This window comes from Pseudomonas sp. St386 (assembly GCF_018325865.1).
GTDB lineage: Bacteria > Pseudomonadota > Gammaproteobacteria > Pseudomonadales > Pseudomonadaceae > Aquipseudomonas > Aquipseudomonas brassicacearum.
Genome location: NZ_AP021900.1, coordinates 2,578,427 through 2,599,768 on the forward strand (window position 1 = coordinate 2,578,427; position 21,342 = coordinate 2,599,768).

The 21,342-nt window shown below is 54.1% G+C and carries 20 protein-coding genes and 3 pseudogenes; 8 read left to right on the forward strand and 15 right to left on the reverse strand.

Annotated features, from left to right (window positions below; genetic code table 11):
- Positions 1–295: 295 nt before the first annotated feature.
- Entirely contained in the window at positions 296–1,120 is an 825-nt protein-coding gene (locus tag KI235_RS11445; protein ID WP_039011492.1) for a nucleotide-binding protein, read from the forward strand.
- A 165-nt stretch (positions 1,121–1,285) separates the two neighbouring features.
- On the forward strand, positions 1,286–2,542 hold the full coding sequence (locus tag KI235_RS11450; protein WP_039011494.1) for an ATP-binding protein: 1,257 nt from the start codon (positions 1,286–1,288) through the stop codon (positions 2,540–2,542).
- Between the two features lie 462 nt (positions 2,543–3,004).
- On the opposite strand, the gene KI235_RS11455 is transcribed toward KI235_RS11450, so the two are convergent.
- Positions 3,005–4,216: a hypothetical protein gene (locus tag KI235_RS11455; protein WP_212795722.1), complete on the reverse strand. Its 1,212-nt coding sequence runs from the start codon at positions 4,214–4,216 to the stop codon at positions 3,005–3,007.
- A 158-nt stretch (positions 4,217–4,374) separates the two neighbouring features.
- Positions 4,375–4,680 (reverse strand): hypothetical protein, encoded by a 306-nt coding sequence (locus KI235_RS11460; protein WP_039011496.1) that lies wholly within the window; start codon positions 4,678–4,680, stop codon positions 4,375–4,377.
- Between the two features lie 219 nt (positions 4,681–4,899).
- Between KI235_RS11460 and KI235_RS11465 the strand changes: the two genes are divergently transcribed.
- Complete coding sequence (locus tag KI235_RS11465; protein ID WP_039012799.1) at positions 4,900–5,286, forward strand: hypothetical protein; 387 nt, start codon at positions 4,900–4,902, stop codon at positions 5,284–5,286.
- Positions 5,287–5,447: 161 nt separating this feature from the next.
- Here KI235_RS11465 and KI235_RS11470 read toward each other — a convergent pair whose 3' ends face one another.
- From KI235_RS11470 to KI235_RS11525, 12 genes and pseudogenes are all read right to left on the reverse strand, one after another.
- Positions 5,448–6,110, reverse strand: a complete 663-nt coding sequence (locus KI235_RS11470) for a hypothetical protein (RefSeq protein ID WP_212795723.1) — start codon at positions 6,108–6,110, stop codon at positions 5,448–5,450.
- A gap of 191 nt (positions 6,111–6,301) precedes the next feature.
- Positions 6,302–6,562: pseudogene (locus tag KI235_RS11475) on the reverse strand (integrase core domain-containing protein); the annotation flags it as partial.
- A 39-nt stretch (positions 6,563–6,601) separates the two neighbouring features.
- The gene (locus KI235_RS11480) at positions 6,602–7,108 is read right to left on the reverse strand and encodes an AAA family ATPase (RefSeq protein ID WP_212795724.1); all 507 of its coding nucleotides are present in this window, start codon (positions 7,106–7,108) and stop codon (positions 6,602–6,604) included.
- Positions 7,109–7,128: 20 nt separating this feature from the next.
- Positions 7,129–8,664, reverse strand: coding sequence for an IS66 family transposase (locus KI235_RS11485; RefSeq protein WP_212795864.1), 1,536 nt, complete (start codon positions 8,662–8,664; stop codon positions 7,129–7,131).
- 49 nt (positions 8,665–8,713) lie between these two features.
- Positions 8,714–9,049, reverse strand: coding sequence for an IS66 family insertion sequence element accessory protein TnpB (tnpB, locus tag KI235_RS11490; protein ID WP_244864294.1), 336 nt, complete (start codon positions 9,047–9,049; stop codon positions 8,714–8,716).
- Positions 9,046–9,378 carry a transposase gene (locus tag KI235_RS11495; protein ID WP_212795725.1) on the reverse strand — a complete coding sequence of 111 codons (333 nt, stop codon included), beginning with the start codon at positions 9,376–9,378 and terminating at the stop codon, positions 9,046–9,048. The genes tnpB and KI235_RS11495 overlap by 4 nt, the downstream gene beginning before the upstream one ends.
- 102 nt (positions 9,379–9,480) lie before the next feature.
- Positions 9,481–10,397, reverse strand: a pseudogene (locus KI235_RS11500) (IS3 family transposase); the annotation flags it as partial.
- A 62-nt stretch (positions 10,398–10,459) separates the two neighbouring features.
- Positions 10,460–10,624, reverse strand: a pseudogene (locus KI235_RS11505) (helix-turn-helix domain-containing protein); the annotation flags it as partial.
- Positions 10,611–11,459 carry a 3-hydroxyacyl-CoA dehydrogenase NAD-binding domain-containing protein gene (locus KI235_RS11510; protein WP_212795727.1) on the reverse strand — a complete coding sequence of 283 codons (849 nt, stop codon included), beginning with the start codon at positions 11,457–11,459 and terminating at the stop codon, positions 10,611–10,613. The pseudogene KI235_RS11505 and the gene KI235_RS11510, both read right to left, overlap by 14 nt.
- 35 nt (positions 11,460–11,494) lie before the next feature.
- Positions 11,495–12,031, reverse strand: coding sequence for a cupin domain-containing protein (locus tag KI235_RS11515; protein ID WP_212795728.1), 537 nt, complete (start codon positions 12,029–12,031; stop codon positions 11,495–11,497).
- A gap of 67 nt (positions 12,032–12,098) precedes the next feature.
- Positions 12,099–13,214 (reverse strand): alcohol dehydrogenase catalytic domain-containing protein, encoded by a 1,116-nt coding sequence (locus KI235_RS11520; protein WP_212795729.1) that lies wholly within the window; start codon positions 13,212–13,214, stop codon positions 12,099–12,101.
- Between the two features lie 72 nt (positions 13,215–13,286).
- Positions 13,287–13,868, reverse strand: coding sequence for an amino acid synthesis family protein (locus KI235_RS11525; protein WP_212795730.1), 582 nt, complete (start codon positions 13,866–13,868; stop codon positions 13,287–13,289).
- A gap of 124 nt (positions 13,869–13,992) precedes the next feature.
- Here KI235_RS11525 and KI235_RS11530 point away from each other — a divergent pair, with 124 nt between their 5' ends.
- The 3 genes from KI235_RS11530 (at position 13,993) to KI235_RS11540 (ending at position 17,182) form a co-directional block, all read left to right on the forward strand.
- Positions 13,993–14,844, forward strand: a complete 852-nt coding sequence (locus KI235_RS11530) for a fumarylacetoacetate hydrolase family protein (RefSeq protein ID WP_212795731.1) — start codon at positions 13,993–13,995, stop codon at positions 14,842–14,844.
- A 40-nt stretch (positions 14,845–14,884) separates the two neighbouring features.
- Positions 14,885–15,445: a VOC family protein gene (locus tag KI235_RS11535; RefSeq protein WP_095962594.1), complete on the forward strand. Its 561-nt coding sequence runs from the start codon at positions 14,885–14,887 to the stop codon at positions 15,443–15,445.
- Positions 15,446–15,544: 99 nt separating this feature from the next.
- Entirely contained in the window at positions 15,545–17,182 is a 1,638-nt protein-coding gene (locus KI235_RS11540; protein ID WP_095962595.1) for a bifunctional 3-(3-hydroxy-phenyl)propionate/3-hydroxycinnamic acid hydroxylase, read from the forward strand.
- A 76-nt stretch (positions 17,183–17,258) separates the two neighbouring features.
- On the opposite strand, the gene KI235_RS11545 is transcribed toward KI235_RS11540, so the two are convergent.
- Positions 17,259–17,945, reverse strand: a complete 687-nt coding sequence (locus tag KI235_RS11545; RefSeq protein ID WP_095962596.1) for an FCD domain-containing protein — start codon at positions 17,943–17,945, stop codon at positions 17,259–17,261.
- Positions 17,946–18,274: 329 nt separating this feature from the next.
- Here KI235_RS11545 and KI235_RS11550 point away from each other — a divergent pair, with 329 nt between their 5' ends.
- Both KI235_RS11550 and KI235_RS11555 read left to right on the forward strand, forming a co-directional pair.
- Positions 18,275–19,927 (forward strand): DUF1302 domain-containing protein, encoded by a 1,653-nt coding sequence (locus KI235_RS11550; protein WP_212795732.1) that lies wholly within the window; start codon positions 18,275–18,277, stop codon positions 19,925–19,927.
- A gap of 24 nt (positions 19,928–19,951) precedes the next feature.
- Positions 19,952–21,304: a DUF1329 domain-containing protein gene (locus KI235_RS11555; protein ID WP_212795733.1), complete on the forward strand. Its 1,353-nt coding sequence runs from the start codon at positions 19,952–19,954 to the stop codon at positions 21,302–21,304.
- Positions 21,305–21,342 lie beyond the last annotated feature (38 nt).

The following is a 21,342-nucleotide window of genomic DNA, read 5'->3' on the forward strand; positions in this document are numbered from 1 at the left end:
AGCTAACGGCCAATAGCGGAGGTCACATCAGTCTGCTTTCGACCAGAGCGCCTCTCGGGAACGGCAGCAATCTTCCTGTGGCTTTCAAAAAATGGATCACCATTTCTAGGATTGCTGGCGCGCAGCCTGATTTAAACACTGGCTCTTGTGGGCCTAGATTTAGCCTGTCACTTTTGGCGCCAGGGCCATGCTATTCTCGATTCGGTAGACAGGGTAATGGCAAATTGGTAGTTTTCTGGTGCGATCGTTCCACCAGTCAGGTCTAGCATTGCGTCGCGAGAAAGGAATCTGTGTTATGAGCTTAATGTTTTTAGAGAGCCACTTCGACAAGATTAGCTATTTGCAAAATCTTCTGGCCGCACGTGCTACTGGAAATGCAGCGGACTCAACAGAATATCTTCAACTAAGACATCAACTCCTAAACGACTCAGAAATTGGGCATCGACTTCCGCCGCTTGTTAAACAACATGGAAGCTTGGATTCGTTCTGGACTTGGATTAAGCAAAGATTTCCAACCTATGCTGAGCGCAGAACCTATCTATCTGAACAGTTTACTCCCCTGCTAGATTCTCTGGAGCTACCAACTTACGAAGCAGTTCCTCAAATGAAAACCGCGACGCCCGTGCCCCCCACTGCGAAAATTTCATGGCCATCGTCAACCTCTGTCGTTGCAAGGAACAAACGCAAAGTTTTCATCGTGCATGGAAGAGATGATCTTGCTAAATACGAAGTAAGTCGGTTTATCGAACATCTCGGCTTAGAGGCAATAATCCTGCATGAGCAGGCCAACGCCGGCCTGACAATCATAGAAAAAATTGAGCGCTATACCAACGATGCGGACTTTGCTCTTGTGCTGTACACGCCCTGCGATCAGGGGCGAGGATACCACGAGCAGCAGGATAAGCCGAAAGACCGAGCTCGGCAAAATGTCGTCTTTGAGCATGGCTATCTAATGGCTAAGCTCGGCAGGAAAAACGTATGCGCTTTGGTCAAAGGCACAGTCGAGACACCGAACGACATTAGTGGTGTGGTTTATATACATCTGGACCAGGCGGGGGCGTGGCAAAAAGAGATAGTCAAAGAGCTTAGGGCTTGTGGTTATACGATCCAGAATTGGTAGCTACGAGCTCTTATGGTTTAGTGATAGCTTGATCAGTTGCTCAGCAATTGTGAACTATGCTGAAGAAACGCCTGATGCAGACCTGCCGAAGCTATCGATGGATTTTCTAGAATTAGAAATGCAATAACCCTTAACTTTTGCATTTAAAATGTTGGTAAAGCTCTCATGCACAATACTCACATCATGATTCCGTCAAACCTAGATGACAAGTCGCTTCTAAATTTTTTTCAGGGTTGGAAGTGGATTGACAAGCCTGTCGGCCCGGTAAAACTTGATTTTACTCAAGTAAATTTTATCGCCCCTTACGCAGTTACATTATTCGCCGCTTATTATTTTTACCTGAAGGAAGTCAAGAGAAAGCATGCTCAGATATTGTTCTCTCCATCATCCGTCGCAGGCTCTTATCTTGTTAACTCCGGATTTCTGGAGTTAACGAAGCAAGGTAATGAAACTCCTAACTTCATCAGCGGTGACCGCATTGTCAAACTGAGTCGAATTAAAAAAAGCTCCGAAATACCGGCGTTTGCAAATAACGTTATGCAAGTATTGAGTATTGAGGATGAGGAAGTCTCAGGCGCGGTTAAATACTCGCTGATCGAGCTACTTCGAAATGTAGTTCAGCATTCATTCAGTGACATTGGGGCGGTAGCAATGGCCCAGTACTACCCTAACACCGGGCTTGTTGAAATATGTGTTGCGGATTGTGGGTTAGGCATCGCCAAAACCCTAAGTGAAGCTTACCCGGAGATTGACAGCGACATGAAGGCTGTTAAGTTTGCAACTCAGCCTCATGTTTCAAGAACCTTCGTTCCCGCCATGTACAACTCAATGCAAGACAACGCTGGGCTCGGGTTGTTTTTTATTAAGCAAATTGCCGCACGGGCGAGTGGCAGTCTATTCTTGGGAAGCGGCTCGGCGCTGGTTGATATCTGGGGTGACAAAAAAGGTGAAGAGCAAAAGATATATAAAATTGCTAAAAAAGATGGATGGCCAGGCACGTTTGCCTATCTTCAGCTGAGAAAAGACTCAATTGCTGAGTTTGACCAGATTTTACAGGGCTGCCGACATCTTGCCGCTGAGGCCAGGAAATACCCTAACGAACTAGCGTTGGATTTTATTACTGAGATCCCAGAAATAGATGGCCTTTATGTAGTCAAAGTTACGGAATTTGAAGAAGATGTTGAGCGGGCAAGTCACATACGTGAGGTTGAAATAATTCCCAGAATTAATGGCGGCGTAATGGTAGTTATAGATTTTCAAGGTGTCAGCTTTGCTACACAATCGTTTGTGCACGCCTTGATGTATAAGGTTGTGCGCGATGGCCAAACCTTAGGTTCATCGCTATCTATTGCAAATTGTTCTAATTCAACTCGAGAGGCTGTCCTGGCTGTAGCTGCATACGCCAAATTAACGCCAAGCTGATCATTTCGTACAGACTGTGTCTTTCTATTATCTAGAAACAGTTGAATATGGTTGAGAGATGCATGAGGCAATCTTCGTTTTGAGTCAATAGCGGTCAGCCGCGAGCGGCCGCATTCGACCGACTCTGTTGAAAACAGTCGGCGAGAGTTCCCACGGCAGAAAAGTAAGCGCCTGAGATTGAAATCTGTCCTTTTTGCAGAGCGCTCACATACAGATTTTACGTAGCCGTGCGTAAGAATGACGTTCTCACCGCTCAATGCACGGGCGAGGTGGTTAGGTCGACTTTTCAACACAACCGATCCAAAGCGGCCGGTGAGCGTCAACAAAAATTTGAATCCGCTCACTTTCATAGGCGGCTACTAAACCAAAGACTGTGTCACCCCTCCCCCTTACTTCAATGCTCTTCCAGCTTGGAGATGCATTCAGATTTTAGTGTGTCGGCTGCTTATGGCTTGCAACTGCTTACTCTGTTGAATGTTCGTTACTAGCTTTCCAGAGTGATAAGCGCCTTTGCCGAAGGTTTTCTCTAGCAAGTTCGAATATTTTTCTACGAACAGCAGCAACTAATAATTGATTCGAAGGATCAAACTTTTGGAAATAATCTGTAAGGCCAAAGTTCATAATGCATACTCTGTCCGCCGAACCAGATAGTGCTGAAGGGATGGATTTACAATAAGGGTCGTAGATATTGATCGATACGTTAGGCGCCTCCAGCCATTGCTGAAGAACCTCATTGACATGGTGATCTCCAAAGCCGTAACCGATAACATCAAGCTCAGTAATTGCTTCCATCCTATTCTTAAATTCTTCGAAGAAAGCAATTGGAGCTATTTGGTCAAAATCTCCTTTAAACTTATGCGCCCCGGACAGCAATGATCGCCTTAGGAATTGAATCTCGCCATCCTTATCAGTAACGTCTAGCTCCCCAACGGTCCTGATTTTCAACCGCTGACTTAATTCAAGACTGTGGTCCTCTATCCGTCGAATTTCTTGCACGTGGCCGCCAATAGGCGCTTCCACAGGTGGCACACATTTGAGATAAAGATTTTTGTCCTCAACCGCAAACATGTCAAGAGATCCGTGAAGCTTTATTAGATTTACACCTACACCTGCTGAGTCAAAAAAATTTAGAACCCCGTTGTTAAGCTGCTCTTTCGTCAGTGATTTGAATTTTGCGATGTTGGAGTAGCGCTCAACTGCTTGATCAAAAAAGCCATCTCTACACTGAATCTCGTGAAACTTACAGATCTCCTCGAAATTAATATCGTGATTCAATGAGAAAACATGAAGGCAAGGATGCTTGGCAAGCAGCCCCTTTATGCCTGAATAGTCCTTTGCTTTTTCAGCAAGCAACTTGGTTGTGAGCACCTGATCTTCGAGTAGGAGAATTTGCACGCAATCAATAAGTTGGAGTGCCGTAGTGCGTGCAATCTCCGAACTAGGGCCCCGATCAAGCTGGAGAGCTTCCAGCTTACCAATCATTTGTTCGTAATGAAGGTCTGGATCAGAAAGAATGGCCTCAAAACTAGTGCGAAAATGCGGATCTTTTTGAAAGTCGAAGAGCTTTGAATTCAGCCTTTTTAGGACGTTCGCTCTGAGCCCATTTGTAAACTCCCATACAAGCGGCATACCGCATTCATAGGAGGCGCCTGCACCCAAAAAAAGAGCTTTCATGTAGTCCCTCTACCCAATCATGTTTCGACTGTGCCTATTGTAGGTCTTGAAGGGTGAATGGCCCGCTTTTCTGTAGATAGTTTTGAGTGCCTGCTTCTGGCCGGTAGCCGTCTTCCGCTCCGACAATGGCGCGTCCTGTTCTACTCTCCGATCAGACCTCATGCCCTCCAGCTCAAGGGCATTTCGAACACTTTGGCAAGCCGAGCCAGCTTCTCGGCAGATCTGGCAGAGATAGCGAGAGGAGGCTCTTTGATCATGTAGAACAGATGATCGAGTGCGACACCCGCTTCGCCATGCGCGATGTAGTCCAGAACGATCTCTGCCCCATTCTCAAGACCTGACTGTGCCAGTGGATGATCATCAGGTAAGGGGCCAAGCTGCGCATATTCAGCGGACATCAGTGTAGAGACCTCATCCAGCACTTCGAGGAGGTCTTCACGCAGATCGGGACTCAGCTGATTCATTTCGCCTCTATCCATGTCGTCATATGCTCAGTTTGTACCACCATTTGCCGAAGAGTTGCAGCGCTGACTCCACGACGGACAGCTTTCGACCCAAAGCGGACATTGCCTGTAGCTGAAGTTGACCGACCATGAATCCGTATTGCAGCATGGAACTGACGTGTGGCAGCGCTGTGCGGCTACTCTGTAAGCGCTATCTTCGCACCTAACCGGAAGAAGCTCATGATCATGGTGTTACCGAAGATCGAACTCAAGGAACTGTCGGTGAAAGCGGAAGCAGACGGTTTAACGCTGAGTGATCTTGTCCCCATTTGCGAAAGGTTCGCCGTTACACCGTATGATGTGCTGAACGAGCTGTCCGTCGCGGTTGCGGAAGGCTATCTACAAGGATCTTTGCTCTATGAATTTTGCAACGGCGTTATGAACGGGATCATAAATGCTGTGGTTGAAGGAGGTATGACTAACGACATGCCTCAGCCTGCTTTCTCGCTTTACCAAGCATTCGATCAAGGTGAATGGTTCCGCAGTAACGACCCACCGGAAACTGACCCCAGTGAGAAATACACGAAGCCGGTGGTCGAGGAAATAATGCGTAACCTTAGAGACTAGCTTTCACTGATCGAGAGGTTTTCGCTCTTCGGCTGGAAGGTCGTGGATCGAACGCCGCTTTTGGCCGATTGCTGTCTATTGGGGCGGGCAAAAACCCAAAGCGGATATTGGCAAGTGGTGAGTGTTGGCCGGCACTGGCTCGGTTCCTAGTGGAGACACATTCAGCGCATCCAAGCACGAAGAGCTTCGAACTCGGTTGGGTTCGGATGGCGTAGTCGGACGGCTAACGATTCCTCTTCTTCTTGAGAGATGAAGGCTTTGACAATTCTCGAGATGCCTCGAGGGCCAGCCTGGTAATTCATGGCGACACACTGTCGACTAAACAGGGCCTCAAGAAGCGCATAATCTGCGGGTAGTAAAGCCGTTTCGATCAATGCCACTTCACTTTTCAGTGCGATACTGAAGTCCGTTTGAGGCGGTATCCAAGATAAGTCCGTAGCGACACGCACGTATTCCCTTGTCACGAACGACGAGATATCGGCATGGGCAAGTGGAGATGGCTGAGCAAAATGAAGTACCTGAGCGATCCCCGAAGTCCCGTTTTCCAATCGAACCAGGCAGTAGGGCTCACCGCCGCCTGTAGCCGCAAAGGGAAGAAAGGTTCGACCTTGCTGGTCATCAGGGTTAAGCCACTCATTGATTTCTCGTTCTGCTTCTTCGGCATCGAGCCAGTGAAAATCTACAAGGCTACTCAGTGCAGCCTTTGAAGGGGGTGTATGCGCTATTCCCATGAGTGCTGCGAGGCGTTCTGGAAATTCAATGTCAATTCTGTGTGCAAGATCTTGAAAGGCTTCGACGACTGCAACAGCTTGTCCATAATTCAAAGTAGGAGAATCTCCATATCTGATAGCAGCGCAATCGAAGTCTGGATTTTAAAGCAACGCCCTCGATTTCCAGCCTTGACCTGCTGTTCATGTGAACCGCTATTGTCGGGCGCTCGCAGGATCCTACAAAGCTACAGCTAGAGGCGCAAGCCCCCTAAATTCACTGGCCGCTTTTGGCCGTTTTGTAGTGGTCAACTAATCCCGGACACGACGTTAAGTTTTTCCTCGGCCCGCGCTGGTGCCAACCCATCGTTGAATTGATGAGGCCGAATCCAGTTGTAGCGATGCATCAAAAAATGGCTGATATCGCGCTGTGCTTCCTGCGCAGTTCGATAACCCACGGTCGGTATCCATTCTGTTTTCAAGCTGCGAAATACGCGCTCCATCGGTGCGTTATCCCAGCAGTTTCCTCGTCGACTCATGCTCTGGCGCATGCGGTATCGCCGTAAGCGTCCCGCAATCACACCTTGCGGCATCGCGCTTAGCGCACCCTACTCACCGGTCAGTAGGCGTTCAGCGAGCATTGATACGGCTTGAGCTGGTAAAGTCACAGCCGTGTCTATCGTAAACGGTGCTTCAGCCCACGCTTCATATTCGTGATTTAACACAGATTGCCAGGTTGGTGGAGTCAGCCCAGGAATATCGCCCAGCCTCGTTTCTACACGTCGCTGATGTTCATTTTTATCCGAGCAAATCACTTCAATATTCATCAACCTAACGCCAGCCCTTGAGGCGATTTCGCTCCAGGCCAGTCGGCTATCGATCACTGGATTTACACAGTCAACGACGACGGTGCGCCCTAGATCAAGATTACTCAGTGCAAGCTCATTAGCGACCATGTAACCGCTGCGCCCTACGCCTTGGGCAAGTACACCAGAGTTTCGTATCGCTTGCTCAATAGTATCGATCCGCAGGTAGAACGCGCCCATCGTATCTACCAGCCCTTTGGCAATAGTAGTTTTTCCGGTTCCTGGAAGGCCGCTGAATACGATAAGCATTATCTGTCCTTCGTCGTGAGTTAACTCAATACTGGCCTTGGCCAGTTATGCGGTAGTAGTTGCCCAATTTCACTCGCCCGCTGTGTCGGTAACCGCGTCAGCACGTCCTTGAGATAGGCATACGGATCATGCCCATTGATGCGTGCAGACTGGATCAGACTCATGATTGCCGCAGCCCGTTTCCCGCTGCGCAAAGATCCGGCGAACAACCAGTTGGAACGACCAAGCGCCCATGGCCTAATTGTGTTTTCGACCGGGTTGTTGTCGATAGGCACGGCACCATCATCCAAGTAGCGCATCAGTGCTACCCAGCGTTTCAAGCTGTAGTCCAAAGCTTTGGCCGTAGCCGATCCTTCGGGCACAAGCTCGCGCTGAGCCAACATCCACTCATGCAGTTTATTTGCGATTGGCACAGCCATTTTCTGGCGCAACTGCCTGCGGTCTTCATCGCTCATTTCCTTGGCTTGTCGCTCGACCTCGTACAAGCCACCGATTGAGTGCAGTGCCTGCTCTGCCAGCTGACTTTTGTTCGCCACATGCAGGTCGAAAAACTTGCGGCGCGCGTGGGCCATGCAGCCGATTTCGGTGATGCCCAGCTCGAAGCTGGCCTTGTAACCCGCGAAGTCATCGCAGACCAGTTTGCCACTCCAAGTGCCAAGGAAGGTACGCGCATGTTCGCCTGCACGACTAGGGCTGAAGTCGTAGACCACTGCTTTCAGTGCTGAGAACGGCGCTGTGCAGTAAGCCCAGACATAGGCGCGGTGCGTTTTCTTCTCGCCCGGCGCCAACATCTGTACGGGCGTTTCATCGGCATGCACGACTCGCTGGGCTAGCACCGCTTCGCGCAGTGCATCTACCAACGGCTGGAGCTGCACGCCAGTTTGTCCGACCCACTGAGCCAGCGTTGAGCGCGGGATGGCCAAGCCTGCTCGGCCAAAGATCTTTTCTTGGCGGTACAGCGGCAGATGATCGGAGAACTTGGCCACCATCACATGGGCCAGCAGACCGGCAGTGGGGATGCCCTTGTCGATGACTTGCGCGGGCACCGGCGCCTGGATCAGTGTTTCGCACTGACGGCAGGCCCACTTTCCACGCACGTGCTGCTCGACAGTGAACACGCCTGGTGTGTAATCCAGTTTCTCGCTGATATCTTCGCCGATACGCTGAAGCTGGCAGCCGCAAGCGCACTGGGTGTTCTCTGGCTCGTGACGAATGACGGTACGTGGGAATTGCGGCGGCAACGGCACACGCTTGGGCTTTTGACGGGTTTCGTCCGGCGTTGGGGCAGGACGAAGTGCGTTTAGCTCAGCCTCAATGGCTTCAAGGTCAGTGTTGAGCAGGTCATCCAGCAAGTTGCCTTGCGCTGGGCTGATTTGCTCACTGCGCTTGGCGAACTTGTGGCGCTTGAGGATGGCAATCTCGTGAGAGAGCTGCTCGATGGTCGTCTCGTCACGGTTGATCTTTCTGCCCATGGTGTCGACCTTCGACAGCAACTGCGCAGCGAGAGCGCGCAGTTGATCGGGCGTCATTTGGTCGAGATTAGGCGAAGAAGTCATGCCGTGGATTTTACCAAAGCGACTCATCCGCCACAGCTGAAAGAAAGGGCTAAATCATTGTAATCGCGCCGTTAGCGCCGACCCGTTGCCACGGCAGGCCGAGCACCAGCGCTTGCAGTTGTTCGGCATCAAGTTCGACTTCCAGACCACGATGAATACCAGGCCAGTGGAACTTCCCTTGGTTTAGCCGTCGTGCAGCAAGCCAGATGCCGACGCCATCGTGCACGAGCACCTTCATTCGATTGGCGCGGCGATTGGCGAATAGATAAGCGGAGTGCGGCTTCGCCGCACCGAATACGGCGACCACGCGGGCCAACGCTGTATCTGTGCCCGCGCGCATGTCCATGGGTTCGGTGGCGAGCCAAATGGCATCGATGCGAATCACCGCAATAGCTCTCGAATAAAGCTTGCGCAGGCGACGGTACTGTCCACCGGCCAAGTCATTTTGACGGGTATGCGTGGATGCTGAATTTCAAGGCAGATGCTGGAAGGCTGATCAAGTGATCCACCACTCAGCGCCTGCGTATGCAGCGGGATGAACGCGGGCTGGATCGATTTGGCTTCTTGATTATGCAACCGAATCCACTTGTGAAGGAGGTTGGCGTTGAGGCTGTAGCCCAAGGCGATATTTGCGATGGAGGCGCCAGGTTCGGCGCACTCCTGAATGATCTGGGCTTTGAAGGACTTACTGTAGGTACGGCGCTGAGGGGGCATGAGAAATCCGCTTGATGGGCCAGAACTGGTGTCCACTTAAATTAGGTGGACACCATGGCCTTCGGCGATAGCTTCAGGAAGATGTGTTTGCCGGACGGTTACGTATCGCCACAACCGCTGGCGAAAGAGTCGGCTTGCATATTGCGATCCCTGGTCCGAGTGGAATAGCAGATCCGAAGGCCTGCCACGCTGCTCGTAAGCCATATCCAGCGCTTTGATCACCAGCTCAGCGTCTGGCTTTTCCGACAGCGCCCAGCCCACGATCCGACGCGTACAAAGATCCAGGACGACAGCCAGGTAATGCCACTTTCCTTGCGCCCAAATGTAGGTGATATCGCCGCACCAGACTTGATTGGGCGCTGGCACGTCGAACTCGCGGTTCAATGTGTTCGGGATATCGAGTCTTTCTACTGTTGCTCGTTTGTAGGCATGGGAGCCGGGTTGTTTGCTGACTAAATCAAGCTCGCGCATCAAGCTACGCACTTTGAATCGACCGAGTTGCTCACCGTCTTCACGCATCAGCGACAGGATGCTGCGACTGCCCGCAGAGCTGCGACTTTGCGAGAACAGCTCACTGACGCGACTACGCAATCGAAGCCGTTCAACATCGGGCGTGCGGCGCCGCAGGCGCTGGGCGTAGTAACACGAGCGAGTGACGTCAAACACCTTGCACAGCCAATCAACCGGCTCATGGGCGCTCAACTGGTCAATCAGCGCGAACGCTCGTGATCTTCCGACATCAAGAGCGCGGTAGCCTTTTTTAGTATTGATTTCTCTCGCTCAAGCCGAGCAATCCGGGCTTCCAGCTCCTGAATTTTTTGCTGTTCCGGAGTCAGTGCCTTGCTCTGCGGGGTGACGCCTTTATGTTCTTTCTGAATCTGGTCAACCCAGCGGCGCAATGCCGACTCACCAATGCCGAGTGAACGGCTGGCTTCGATGTAGCTGTAGTTTTGTTTGAGCACAAGGTCGGCAGCCTCGCGCTTGAATTCAGGAGTAAAGGAGCGGCGTTGTTTGGTCATCTGACACCTCGATCTGGCGAGCATTCTCGCCTAAATGGGTGTCCGGTTTCATTAGACCACTACAATGCTTGCTTGCTGGGAAAATGGTTATACAGTGAACCAGGAGCGAGGCCCACATGGCGAGCCAGTTCCCGCATGCTAACTTGACCGAATCTCTTGTTGCCGAAAAGCTCTAAAGCTTGAGCACGTATAGTGTCATAACCCCTATAAGCTTCAGCCGTAGACATAAAAGCCTCGTCCCGACTTTTTGCCTAAGAAGCCCGCAGCGACAAACTCCCTAAGTAAAGATGCGGCACGGTATTTCGGGTCACCAAAACCAGTTTGCAAGCTTTCCAGAATGGCTAGCACGGTATCCAATCCAATCAGATCGGCCAGCGCCAAAGGCCCGATCGGCTGATTGCACCCCAAGCGCATGCTGGCGTCGATTGCTTGAGCATCGCCATTTTCCTGAAGGACGAAGATGGCTTCGTTGATCATCGGAATTAGGATTCGATTGACAATGAATCCCGGGCGATTTTGAGAATGTATCGCGGTTTTTCCCAGCTGTTCGACCAATGCCTGGGCGATGAAGCAGGTAGTGTCGCTGGTCTGCAAACCGCGGATCAACTCCACCAGGCCCATGATCGGCACCGGGTTGAAGAAGTGAATCCCCATGAAGCGTTCCGGGTGCTTGATGCTCGCCGCCAGTTCTGTAATCGATAGCGATGACGTGTTGCTGGCGATCAGGCAATCCAGGCGAGCGTGGGCGTCAATCTGCTGAAGAATCTTGCGTTTGAGTGCCAAGTCCTCAGTGGCCGCTTCGATCACCATGTCCATTCCATTCAAGTTGGTGTAGTGAGTCGAGGTATGGATACGTTGCAGGGTCTCAGAGGCCTGCGCGTGGGTGAATGTTCCTTTTTCAACCTGCCGGTCGAGATTTTTTTGCACGGTTTGCAGGCCCCGGCTGAGCACCTGTTCATTGATATCGATGAGCAATAACGTGTGGCCGGCTGTCGCACAGGTTTGGGCAATTCCACTGCCCATCGTGCCGGCGCCAATCACAGCAATGCGATGCAGCGTCATATTGACCACCTGAGTTCAGGGTTGGGGAGTGTTGGCTAGTCGCGCTTCGTGCCGATCATCACGAACAATGCGCGGGCGATTTGATCGCTCTTGTTACGCCAGGCATGGCGGGTCCCATGCTGGATGACGACCTCGCCGGGCCGGATCAGTTTTTGTTCGCCATTATCCAGCTCCAGCCAGAGTTCGCCCTGGAGCAGGATGCCGTAGTCGATGGTCGGAGTCGTGTGCATACCTGGGTGGTCCGGCTCGAAGCACTCGAACAAGCCGGGCAGGGCACGACCCAGTTCCTCGATCATCTGTCCGACATCCGTCGGGTTCTGCATCACGGTGTCTGGCGGAAAATCATAGATTGCCAGACTGGTTTCGCCCGGCCCGGGCACCAGGAAAGGGTGCCCCAGGGTGGGGTCCTGCTGTGCGACGGACGTTCCGGCCGTTGATCCGGTGGACCACAGGTGCGCCATGGCATGACCGGGAATGGATTCAAAGGAGCACGCGCGTGGAGCAGCGTCATCGCTGATGAATACGGATTGGCCTGCGGCATCCAGGCCCGTGACGACTCTTCGGATTTTCATAGCATTCCCCTGGGGTGTGGGCGGGCATTACAGTGCCCGCCGTTGTGGTGAACGGGTTTCGTTAATGTCAGGGGCAGATGACGTAATTGCTGAAGCCGCCATGTCGATTTTCGATACCGGTAATCGCGTCGTTCACTTTTTCCAGGCTGAAAGCGGTGTTTTCAAAGAATGAAAGATCCAGCGTGCCAGATTCCACCATGTCCGCCATGGCTTGTCCTTGACCTGTGGTAAACCAGGCCGAACCGCTGATCTGGATGTCGTTGTCCATGATCCAGTGCAGATCGATCGGGACGTCACCGGCGATGGCGCCGATGTTGACCAGATGCCCGCCGCGGTGGATGGACTTTAGGGCTTGGATCAGGGTCTCGTGTGGCGCACCTGGACCCAGGGCATCGATCACCACATCGACTCCTTCGCCATGGGTGATTTCACTGACCCACTCGTTGGTCGGCAGCGTGCCCAGGGTGTGGATTTCAATCCGACCTGGCGCGGCGAGGTCTTTCACCCGCTGGAAGAGCTCCTGGTTGCGGGCCGTGCCGAGAATCTTACGCACGCCCATCGCCAGCGCCAGTGCCACGGCGCCCAAGCCGAGCGTGCCACTGATGCCATTGATCAGCAGGGTGGTGCCAGGCCCGACATTGGCCTTGAGCATTGCTTTGTAGGCGGTACCCAGGTAACCCAGTCGCGCGGCCGTCTCGAAGCTGAGGTTATCGGGCAGTTTCACCAGACTGTATTGCGGCGCAGGGATGTACTCGCAAAGACCACCGTAGGGATAGTCTTCGAACATGCGCGGGCTTTTGGGCGTGAAACCGAAATAGCCATTGAAGGTGTACGCCGTGCAGGCGATGGTATTGCCCGCACGACAAGACCGGCAGGAACCGCAGTGGCGGCCTGGATTGACGTAGACCCGGTCACCAACCTTGAAGTCGTAGACCTGTTCGCCTACTGCCTCGATGACTCCCGTTGGGTCAAGGCCGAAGGTCGCCGGCAGTTTCGGCAGAGGATTTTGGGGGAACCATTTAACCCAGTTGGTCAGGATGTTATGGAGGTTGGGGACGATTCCGCAGGCCTTGATCTTGACGAGCACTTCAGTTGGACGAATGCCCGGTACGGGCAACTGCTCGATGACCATGGGTTTGCCGCCTTCATACAGGCGTGCGGCGCGCATCGTTTTTGCAGTCATGATGTTCTCCGATACTCATATTATTTTTGTCGTAGTACGTAATCCGTGGAGCGACACTTCAAAACCCTGGCATCAACGTAACCCGTCTTCGCCCTTTACTTCGGCAGCACTCAGGCCGCCCAGCCGCGCATGAATCCTGCCGCCGGTGGCCATGGCCAGGCCAAAAGCGATTTCGCCACGGCGAGGACCATCCCACACGGTCATTTCCGCCACACCGAAATGACTGCGGACATAAGCTGCCTGGATATGCCCCAGCGGAATCATCACCCGGCAACCAAGGCCACCGATAGTCTTGCCCGCTGGAACGATTGCCTTGGGATTGCCCAATGCTTCACGCATCGCCCAGCCGCCGGCTTCGTGCCAGACCGCACCGTGCTCCAGTTCGCCGTCTTCACCAACAATTGCACCCTTGCCATAAGCCTGAACCTGCGAAGCACCGCCCAACGCCTGGATCAACTGCTCCGACAGTTGTGCGCCTAACCTCCTGAGCTCCTGCATGAAGGGCAGCAGATCATCTTCATACCTGCCGGCGTAGGGATTGGCGACCACGGCGGTGGCAACCGCAATGCGCAACGGAGCTGACGCACGCGGGCCTCCCTCGTGAAAGATTTCTTCAACGTCCAGTTTGATCTTACGAACCATCACCAGCGACATGCTTGCCTCCAGAACCAAGAGCCTTATCGGACTCATTATTTTTTTTTCGCTACCTTTCGCATTATGCATTTAATGATGTATGGTGCAAGAAATTAGTTTTTGTGCATAAAAATAGGAGAGTAACATGAAGCTGATTTCGTACCGCAAAGAAGGGAAGGCCCATTTTGGCGCCGTGTCAGGTGACGGGGTGATCGAGCTGACCCGTCGTTTTGCGCAGGTTCCGGACCTCGCCTCCTTTCTGGCCAATCGATTGCTGGTACAGGAGGCACACAAGATCGTCGAGACCGCCCAGGCCGATTATTCGTTTTCCAGCATTCAACTGGAGGCCGTCGTCCCTAATCCCGGCAAGGTGATCTGCGTGGGCATCAACTATGTGGCTCACGCCGAAGAGGCCGGCAGGAAGGTCGGGGAGTTTCCGGTGATATTCCAACGATTTGCCGAAACGCTACTGCCTCACGGCGAACCTCTGGTCAGGCCAAAAGTGTCGGAGCAGTTCGACTTCGAAGCGGAACTGGCCGTCGTCATTGGAAAGGGTGGCGCGCACATCGATCCGGCCGATGCCATGGACCATGTGGCGGGCTATACGTGTTTCAACGATGCCAGCGTGCGGGATTGGCAGTTCCATACGCACCAGTACGGCATGGGCAAGACATTCAGAAAAACTGGCGCACTGGGCCCCTGGATCATTCCAGCGTCGGAAATTTCCGATTACCGTAAGCTGGTGGTGCGGGGGGTTCTCAACGGCGAACAACTGCAGGAAGGCAGCCTTTCGGAGTTGGCTTTCGACATTCCTCATTTGATTTCCTACGTGTCCAAGGCACTGCCGTGGAACCCGGGCGACATCTTGGCAACCGGTACCCCGAGCGGGATTGGCTTCAAGCGTAAACCGCCGATTTTCCTGAAACCCGGCGATGTCTTCGAAGTGGTCATCACTGAAATCGGGACCCTTTCGAACGGCGTTATTGACGAAGCCTGAGCGTTGTCCTCTACACAATCATAAAAACTGGAGGTTCCACATGCCCGCATTACCTACCATCAATTTCACCCATTCCGGCGTGTTCTGCTCAGACCTGGATCGGATGGTCGATTTCTACTGCCGCATCCTGGGTTTCATCGTCAGCGACAAAGGCGTGGCCTCGACCGGGCATCGTCTGTTCTTCATGACACAGAATCCCGAACTGCACCATCAGGTCGTGCTCTTTGACGGCAAGCCCGTTGATTTGCCCTTCAACCCGATCAATCAATTGTCGTTCCTGCTCAATTCGTTGGATGACCTGAAGGCGTACTATCAATTCGCCAAAAAAAGCGGCATTGAGGGCATCGCCCAAGTGGACCACGGGAATGCCTGGTCGATTTATTTCAAGGACCCTGAAGGCAACCCCGTCGAGATGTATGTCGATACACCGTTCTATACCGCTCAGCCGTGCAAGGAACCTCTGGATCTCGAGCTACCGACCGAGGTCATTCTGGCCCAGACCGAGGCAATGTGCAGGCGCCGTCCAGAGTTCCAGACGCGCGCGCAATGGATGGACTCCATTCGCACAAAGATTGTGGAGCAGCGGGTCCGAATCGCCTGATCGTTCTGTTCGGTAAAGACGATATCTGGTTGATGAACAGGCGTCGTGATTGCATCAACCAGCACTCGCAATCGACAACTACAAGAAGCGGAGTAGACGATGGACTACGATGTCATCATTGTTGGAATGGGACCGGTGGGCGCCTTGTGCGCCAATCTGGCCGGTCTGTGGGGGCTCAATGCCCTGGTGGTGGAGAAGTCCGAGACGGTCTATGCCAACCCTCGAGCCATGGGCTTTGACCATGAAGTGATGCGCGTCTTCGGAAATATCGGCTTGGCAGACAGCATTGCCGAACACGTCATGCCTTACCGCCCCTCGGAATACCGAACAACCGGTTCACAATTGATCAAGCGCATTGACGCTGCCCAGCCGCCTTTTCCACTGGGTTGGGCGCCGAACTATGTGTTTTCCCAGCCGCCGGTGGAGCGCGCACTTCGTGAAAAAATCACCGGTTTTAAGTCGGTAACCGTTGAGCTTGGCGCTGAGGTGTTGTCGGTCGACTCTGCTGAGTCCCAGGCGAATGTCCGTATCCAGGCGAAGGATGGGACCGAGCGCACGGTCACTGCCGCCCATGTGCTGGCGTGTGATGGCGGCACCAGCCCGATCCGCACCCGCCTGGGGTTGAAGATGGACGACCTGGCGTTCGACGAGCCGTGGCTGGTGGTCGATGTGATCCTTAACGAAGGGGCGGGGGAAGATCTGCCGAAGACCAACGTTCAGTTCTGCGAGTCGGCGAGGCCGTGCACCTTTGTCGTCGGCCCCGGGCGACATCGTCGCTGGGAGTTCATGATCAATCCGGATGAGCAACCTTCGGAAATCTCACAGCCTGAAATGATCAAGAAGCTGATTGCCCGTTGGCTGCCGGAGCAGGACTATCAGTTATGGCGGGCTTCGGCATACCGATTCCATGCATTGATCCTCGAGCAGTGGAAAGCCGACCGGGTCTTCTTCCTTGGAGACGCGGCCCATATGACGCCGCCATTCCTGGCACAAGGCATGTGCCAGGGGATTCGCGATGCCTTGAATCTGGTCTGGAAAATCGCTCTGGTGAAAGAGGGACTGGCCGCTCCGGATTTTCTGGAGACGTATCAGACCGAGCGGATCCCTCATGTGCGCCAGACTACCCTGGCGGCCAAGGAGTTCGGTGGTGTGATCTGCGAGCGCGACAGTGAAAGGGCCGCGAAGCGGGACGCACGGCTGATCGAACATATGAAGGAGAACCCGGGCGGGACCATCCGGCAATCGCTGATCCCCGGTCTGTCCCAAGGGTTTATCGCGCAGGTGTCTCCAGCCGGAGAGCTGTTTCCCCAGCCAATGGTGATCAACCATGCCGGCAAGCAAGCCTTGCTCGATGAATTTACCGGTCAGGCGTTTCGCGTGGTCGTTGCCCCCGGTTTCGATGCCAGCGCATTGTTGAGGTGCCTGCGTAGCAGCCAGTCGCTTAAAGGCTTGCCTATCCACGTCGTACGGTTGGTTAACCCTGAGCAATCAGGGGCTCGTGCTGTCGATGAGTACCAGGAAGTCGATGGGTTGCTAGCACAATGGCTGGAACAGCGAGGCTGTAATGTGGTGATCGTGCGGCCCGATCACTACGTGTATGGCGGGGCGGTCACGGTGGCCTGGGCGATGGAATTGCTCGAGGGCATGGAGCTTGCGCTGTGGTGCAAGCCGCCGCAGAAGCCCGCGCCGGCCCAAGGCGGTATTTGCGATAAGACGATCAGGTTCGCACAGGCTTAGCGCCTGAAAGGCAACACGCCCTTCGCCTGGCACTGTCCACAAAACAGTGCCAGGCGAAGGGTTTTTTACATGAGGCTTATTGAAACGTGGCTTGTCGGCGCTCTATGGCTTCTACGATCCGGCCCAGGGTTTCCTGGATGTGATTGCGCAGTAAGGTGACGGCTTTCTCGGAGTCGCGAGCCAGGGCCGCTTCCATCAACTTCTGATGCTCGTTGCCCTTGTGCCGCTGGGTAATGCGCTGCTGGGCGGAAAAGCGTCGGTAGCGTTCGGCCCGATCAAACAGCGAGTCGATCATCTTCAACAGCAGGGGCGATGGACACGCCGCAAACAAGGCGAAGTGAAAGGCCTTGTGTCGGGTCGACCATTCATCATCGAGTACCAGCACACCGCTGCCGAGTTTTTTCTCGACCAGATTCAGGCGATGAAATGCCCCGAGCACATCGGCTTCCCAGGCGTCGTCGCCCTGTTGGATGGCATCGGCCAACGCCTCGCATTCCAACAGGCAGCGCATGCGCGTGATGTCGCGAAAATCAGTGACGGAAATCGGGGCAACTCTGAAGCCTTTGTTATCGCTGGCCTCAACCACACCGTCCTGGGTCAGTCGATTGAGGGCTTCACGAATCGGCGAGCTGCTGAGTCCGTAGGTCTTGGACAACTCTGCGACCTTGAGCTTTTCACCGGGGGCCAGCTCACAACAGACGATCGCTTTTTTCATCTTCGTCAACGCGACATCGATCAGCGGAACGCTGGGAGAGGGAATCATGGTCGGAGTTGTCCTTAAATTTGCACTAAACGCATTTTATGCGCAAAACAGAGTTTAGTGCAAAGACTGATTAGGCGCCTGCTGTCGATGGGGTTTTCTGCCAGGTCTTTCGGGCCACTGCCTGCTCTCCCTCCTTCTATCAACCCTCAACGCGCGGTGCCCGCTTGAATCCGCTTGACTTTGATTTTGCGCAGGGATAGTTTTTGTGCACAAAGTGATGATAAGTGCAATAAAAGCGTTTTTACGCATTGTGGCGACGCCAGCGGTATTCGCGGCCAATGCTGCGAGTGGATGACCTTTTACAAAAACAAAAAAACAGGAACATCTTCATGAAAACAGCCAACCAGCGGTTCTGCCCGTTGCCGGTCTCCAGCCTTGCTTGCGCAGTCAGCGCAACGGTACTGCTGGGCCTTTCAACCCAGGCGCAAGCGTTCCAGATCAATACCGGTAATCCCGACCTTTCGGCGACCTGGGACAACACCATCAAGTACAGCAACGCCTGGCGCGTGAACAAACTCGATCACAAGGTGGCGGTGGGCCCTGGGACCTCCAACAGCAATCCCAACCTGGACGACGGCGATCGAAATTTCGATCGCGGGCTGATTTCCAATCGTCTGGACATCCTTTCCGAATTCGACATCAAGTACAAAGACGTCGGTGCACGCCTCAGCGCGGCGTCCTGGTACGACAACGTCTACAGCCAGGACAATGACAACGATTCACCGGGCACCGCCAACTCGGTGAGTGTCGACCACGATGAATTCACCAGCGACACCCGCCGTATCCATGGCCAACGGACTGAAATCCTCGACGCGTTTATCTATGGTTCGACGGAAATCGGCACGACCTCGTTGTCCGGGCGGCTCGGGCAGTTCACCCAGATTTACGGTGAAAGCCTGTTCTTCGGCGCCAACGGCATTGCCAACGCCCAGTCCACCGTGGACCTGGTGAAGCTTCAATCAGTCCCCGGTTCCCAATTCAAAGAAATCCTGATGCCCACCAAGCAGGTGTCTGGTAACTGGCAACTGAACGACACGGTGAGTGTGGGGGCCTACTACCAATTTGAATGGAACAAGACCCGTCTGCCCGCCGCAGGTAGCTACTTCAGCGGGGCGGACTTTGTGGGTGAAGGCGGGGAGCGGGTGTTCTTCCCCACGGGTGAGTTGCGTCATGGCAAAGACAAGGAGGCGAGGGACTCCGGGCAGTTCGGCGCACAATTGAAATTCGCGGTGGAGGACTGGGAGTTCGGGCTCTACGCCGCGAAGTATCACGAAAAAACACCGGTGTTCTACTTCCGCCCGGCCGCGCTGGTGCCGGGGGCCGACGACTCGTTTATCAACGTCTATCCCGAGGACGTGAAGGTCTTCGGTGCCAGCTTCAGTACGCTGGTGGGCGAGGCCAATATTGCCGGTGAAACGTCGATCAGGCTCGATACGCCCCTGGCGGGTGTCGGCGGCACCATCATCACTGGCATGGACGCCGACAACGATTCCGACCCCGCGTATCCCATTGGTCGGTCGTGGCATGCCCAGGTATCGATGATCAATGTCTACGGCGGATCCGCGTTGTGGGACGGCGCTTCCCTGGTGGGTGAACTGGCGTTCAACCGACGGCTGAGCGTGACCAAGAACGCCGATCAACTGGACCCCAACACCACGCGCGATGCGTTCGCCATGCGCTTCACGTTTGAACCGCAATATTTCCAGGTTTTTCCTGGCATCGACGTCCAAGCGCCGATCACCCTTGGCTATAACCCGTCCGGGCGTTCTTCCGTCACGCCCCAGGCATTTGGCCCGGAACATGGCGGCGACCTGACCCTGGGTCTCAAGGCCGATTACAAGAAGCAGTGGTACGCCTCGCTGAGCTACACCAACTTCTTTGGTGAGGCCGGGCCCGTCATCAATTCAGCCAATTCGTTCACCTATCAGCAAAACATGAAAGACCGGGATTTCGTGGCGTTTTCGATCCAGCGAACCTTTTAAGCAAAGAACAGGCGGGCCCTGATAATGATAAAAATTAAACTGCTGTTGCTGTCCACTCTGTCGATCTCACTGTCTGTCGGTACCGCGCTGGCAGCGGTCAGCCCTGACGAGGCGGCGAAGCTCAAGACCACGCTGACACCCATGGGGGCCGAAAAAGCCGGCAACGCCGATGGCTCCATTCCGGCCTGGACCGGTGGCTTGACCAAGGATGTCGCCGGGGCCAAGTTCGGCGATGTACCCGCCGATCCGTTCCCCGGCGAAAAACCGCTGTTGCAGATCAACGCCAAGAACGCTGCGCAGTACGCCGACAAGTTGAGTGAAGGAACCAAAGCCCTGTTGGCCAAATTCCCCGACACCTTCCACCTTGATGTCTACCCGACTCACCGCAGCGCTGCGGCGCCGGACAGCGTCTATCAAAACACCTTCGCCAATGCCACCCATTGCAAGACCGCCAGCAATGGTTTGTCAGTAGAAGGGTGCTACGGCGGAATCCCGTTCCCGATTCCGAAAAACGGCAATGAGGTCATCTGGAATTTCCTGCTGCGGGTTGAAGCCGAATCCATACAGATGGGCTATTCCAACATCATCGGCAACGCCGACGGGACTCGGACGCTGGCCAGCCGGGGCGTGGAGAACTGGCAGTACCCGTACTACTACAAGGACGGTGCCGCAGATAAATGGTCCGGGCAGTATGCGCTGCTGCGGTTCTTGACCAGCGAGCCGCCGTTCAAGGCTGGGGAATCACTGGTGACCCATGACAGTATCAATGCACAGGAACCCCGGGAGGCCTGGCAGTACCTCGTCGGCCAACGTCGTGTGCGGCGTGCGCCAACCGTGGGTTATGACACCCCGGACTTCGTTGCTTCAGGCGCCAACTATTTTGATGAGGTGCACGGCTTCATCGGCCATCCGGATCGCTACGACTGGAAACTGGTGGGCAAGAAAGAGCTGTACATCCCTTACAACGATAACAAGTTCCACGCCGAGAAACGCGACGATGCCTTCACCGCCAACCACCTGAATGCGGACAAAGTGCGGTGGGAACTCCACCGTGTCTGGGAGCTGGAGGCCACGGTTGCGCCGGGCAAACGCCACGCCGTGCCCAAGCGTCGATTCTTCATCGACGAAGACAGCTGGACCATCTCACTGGTGGATGGCTACGACGCCGAGGGCAAGTTGTGGCGTGTTTCCCAGGTGCTTCCATTCGTGGTGCCGTCCATCCCGGCGGTAGTGGTCAAGCCTGTGGTGATCTACAACCTGCAGGCCAAGACCTACAGCGTTGTCCAGAGCCTGAACGGGGAAACCTATAGCGTGATACCGCGCAAACCCGAAAACTTCTTCACCGGAACGTCGGTGGCATCCGGATCGGTTCGCTGAGCCTCGCGACAGTTGGCTAAAACATTTGCTCTCTGGAG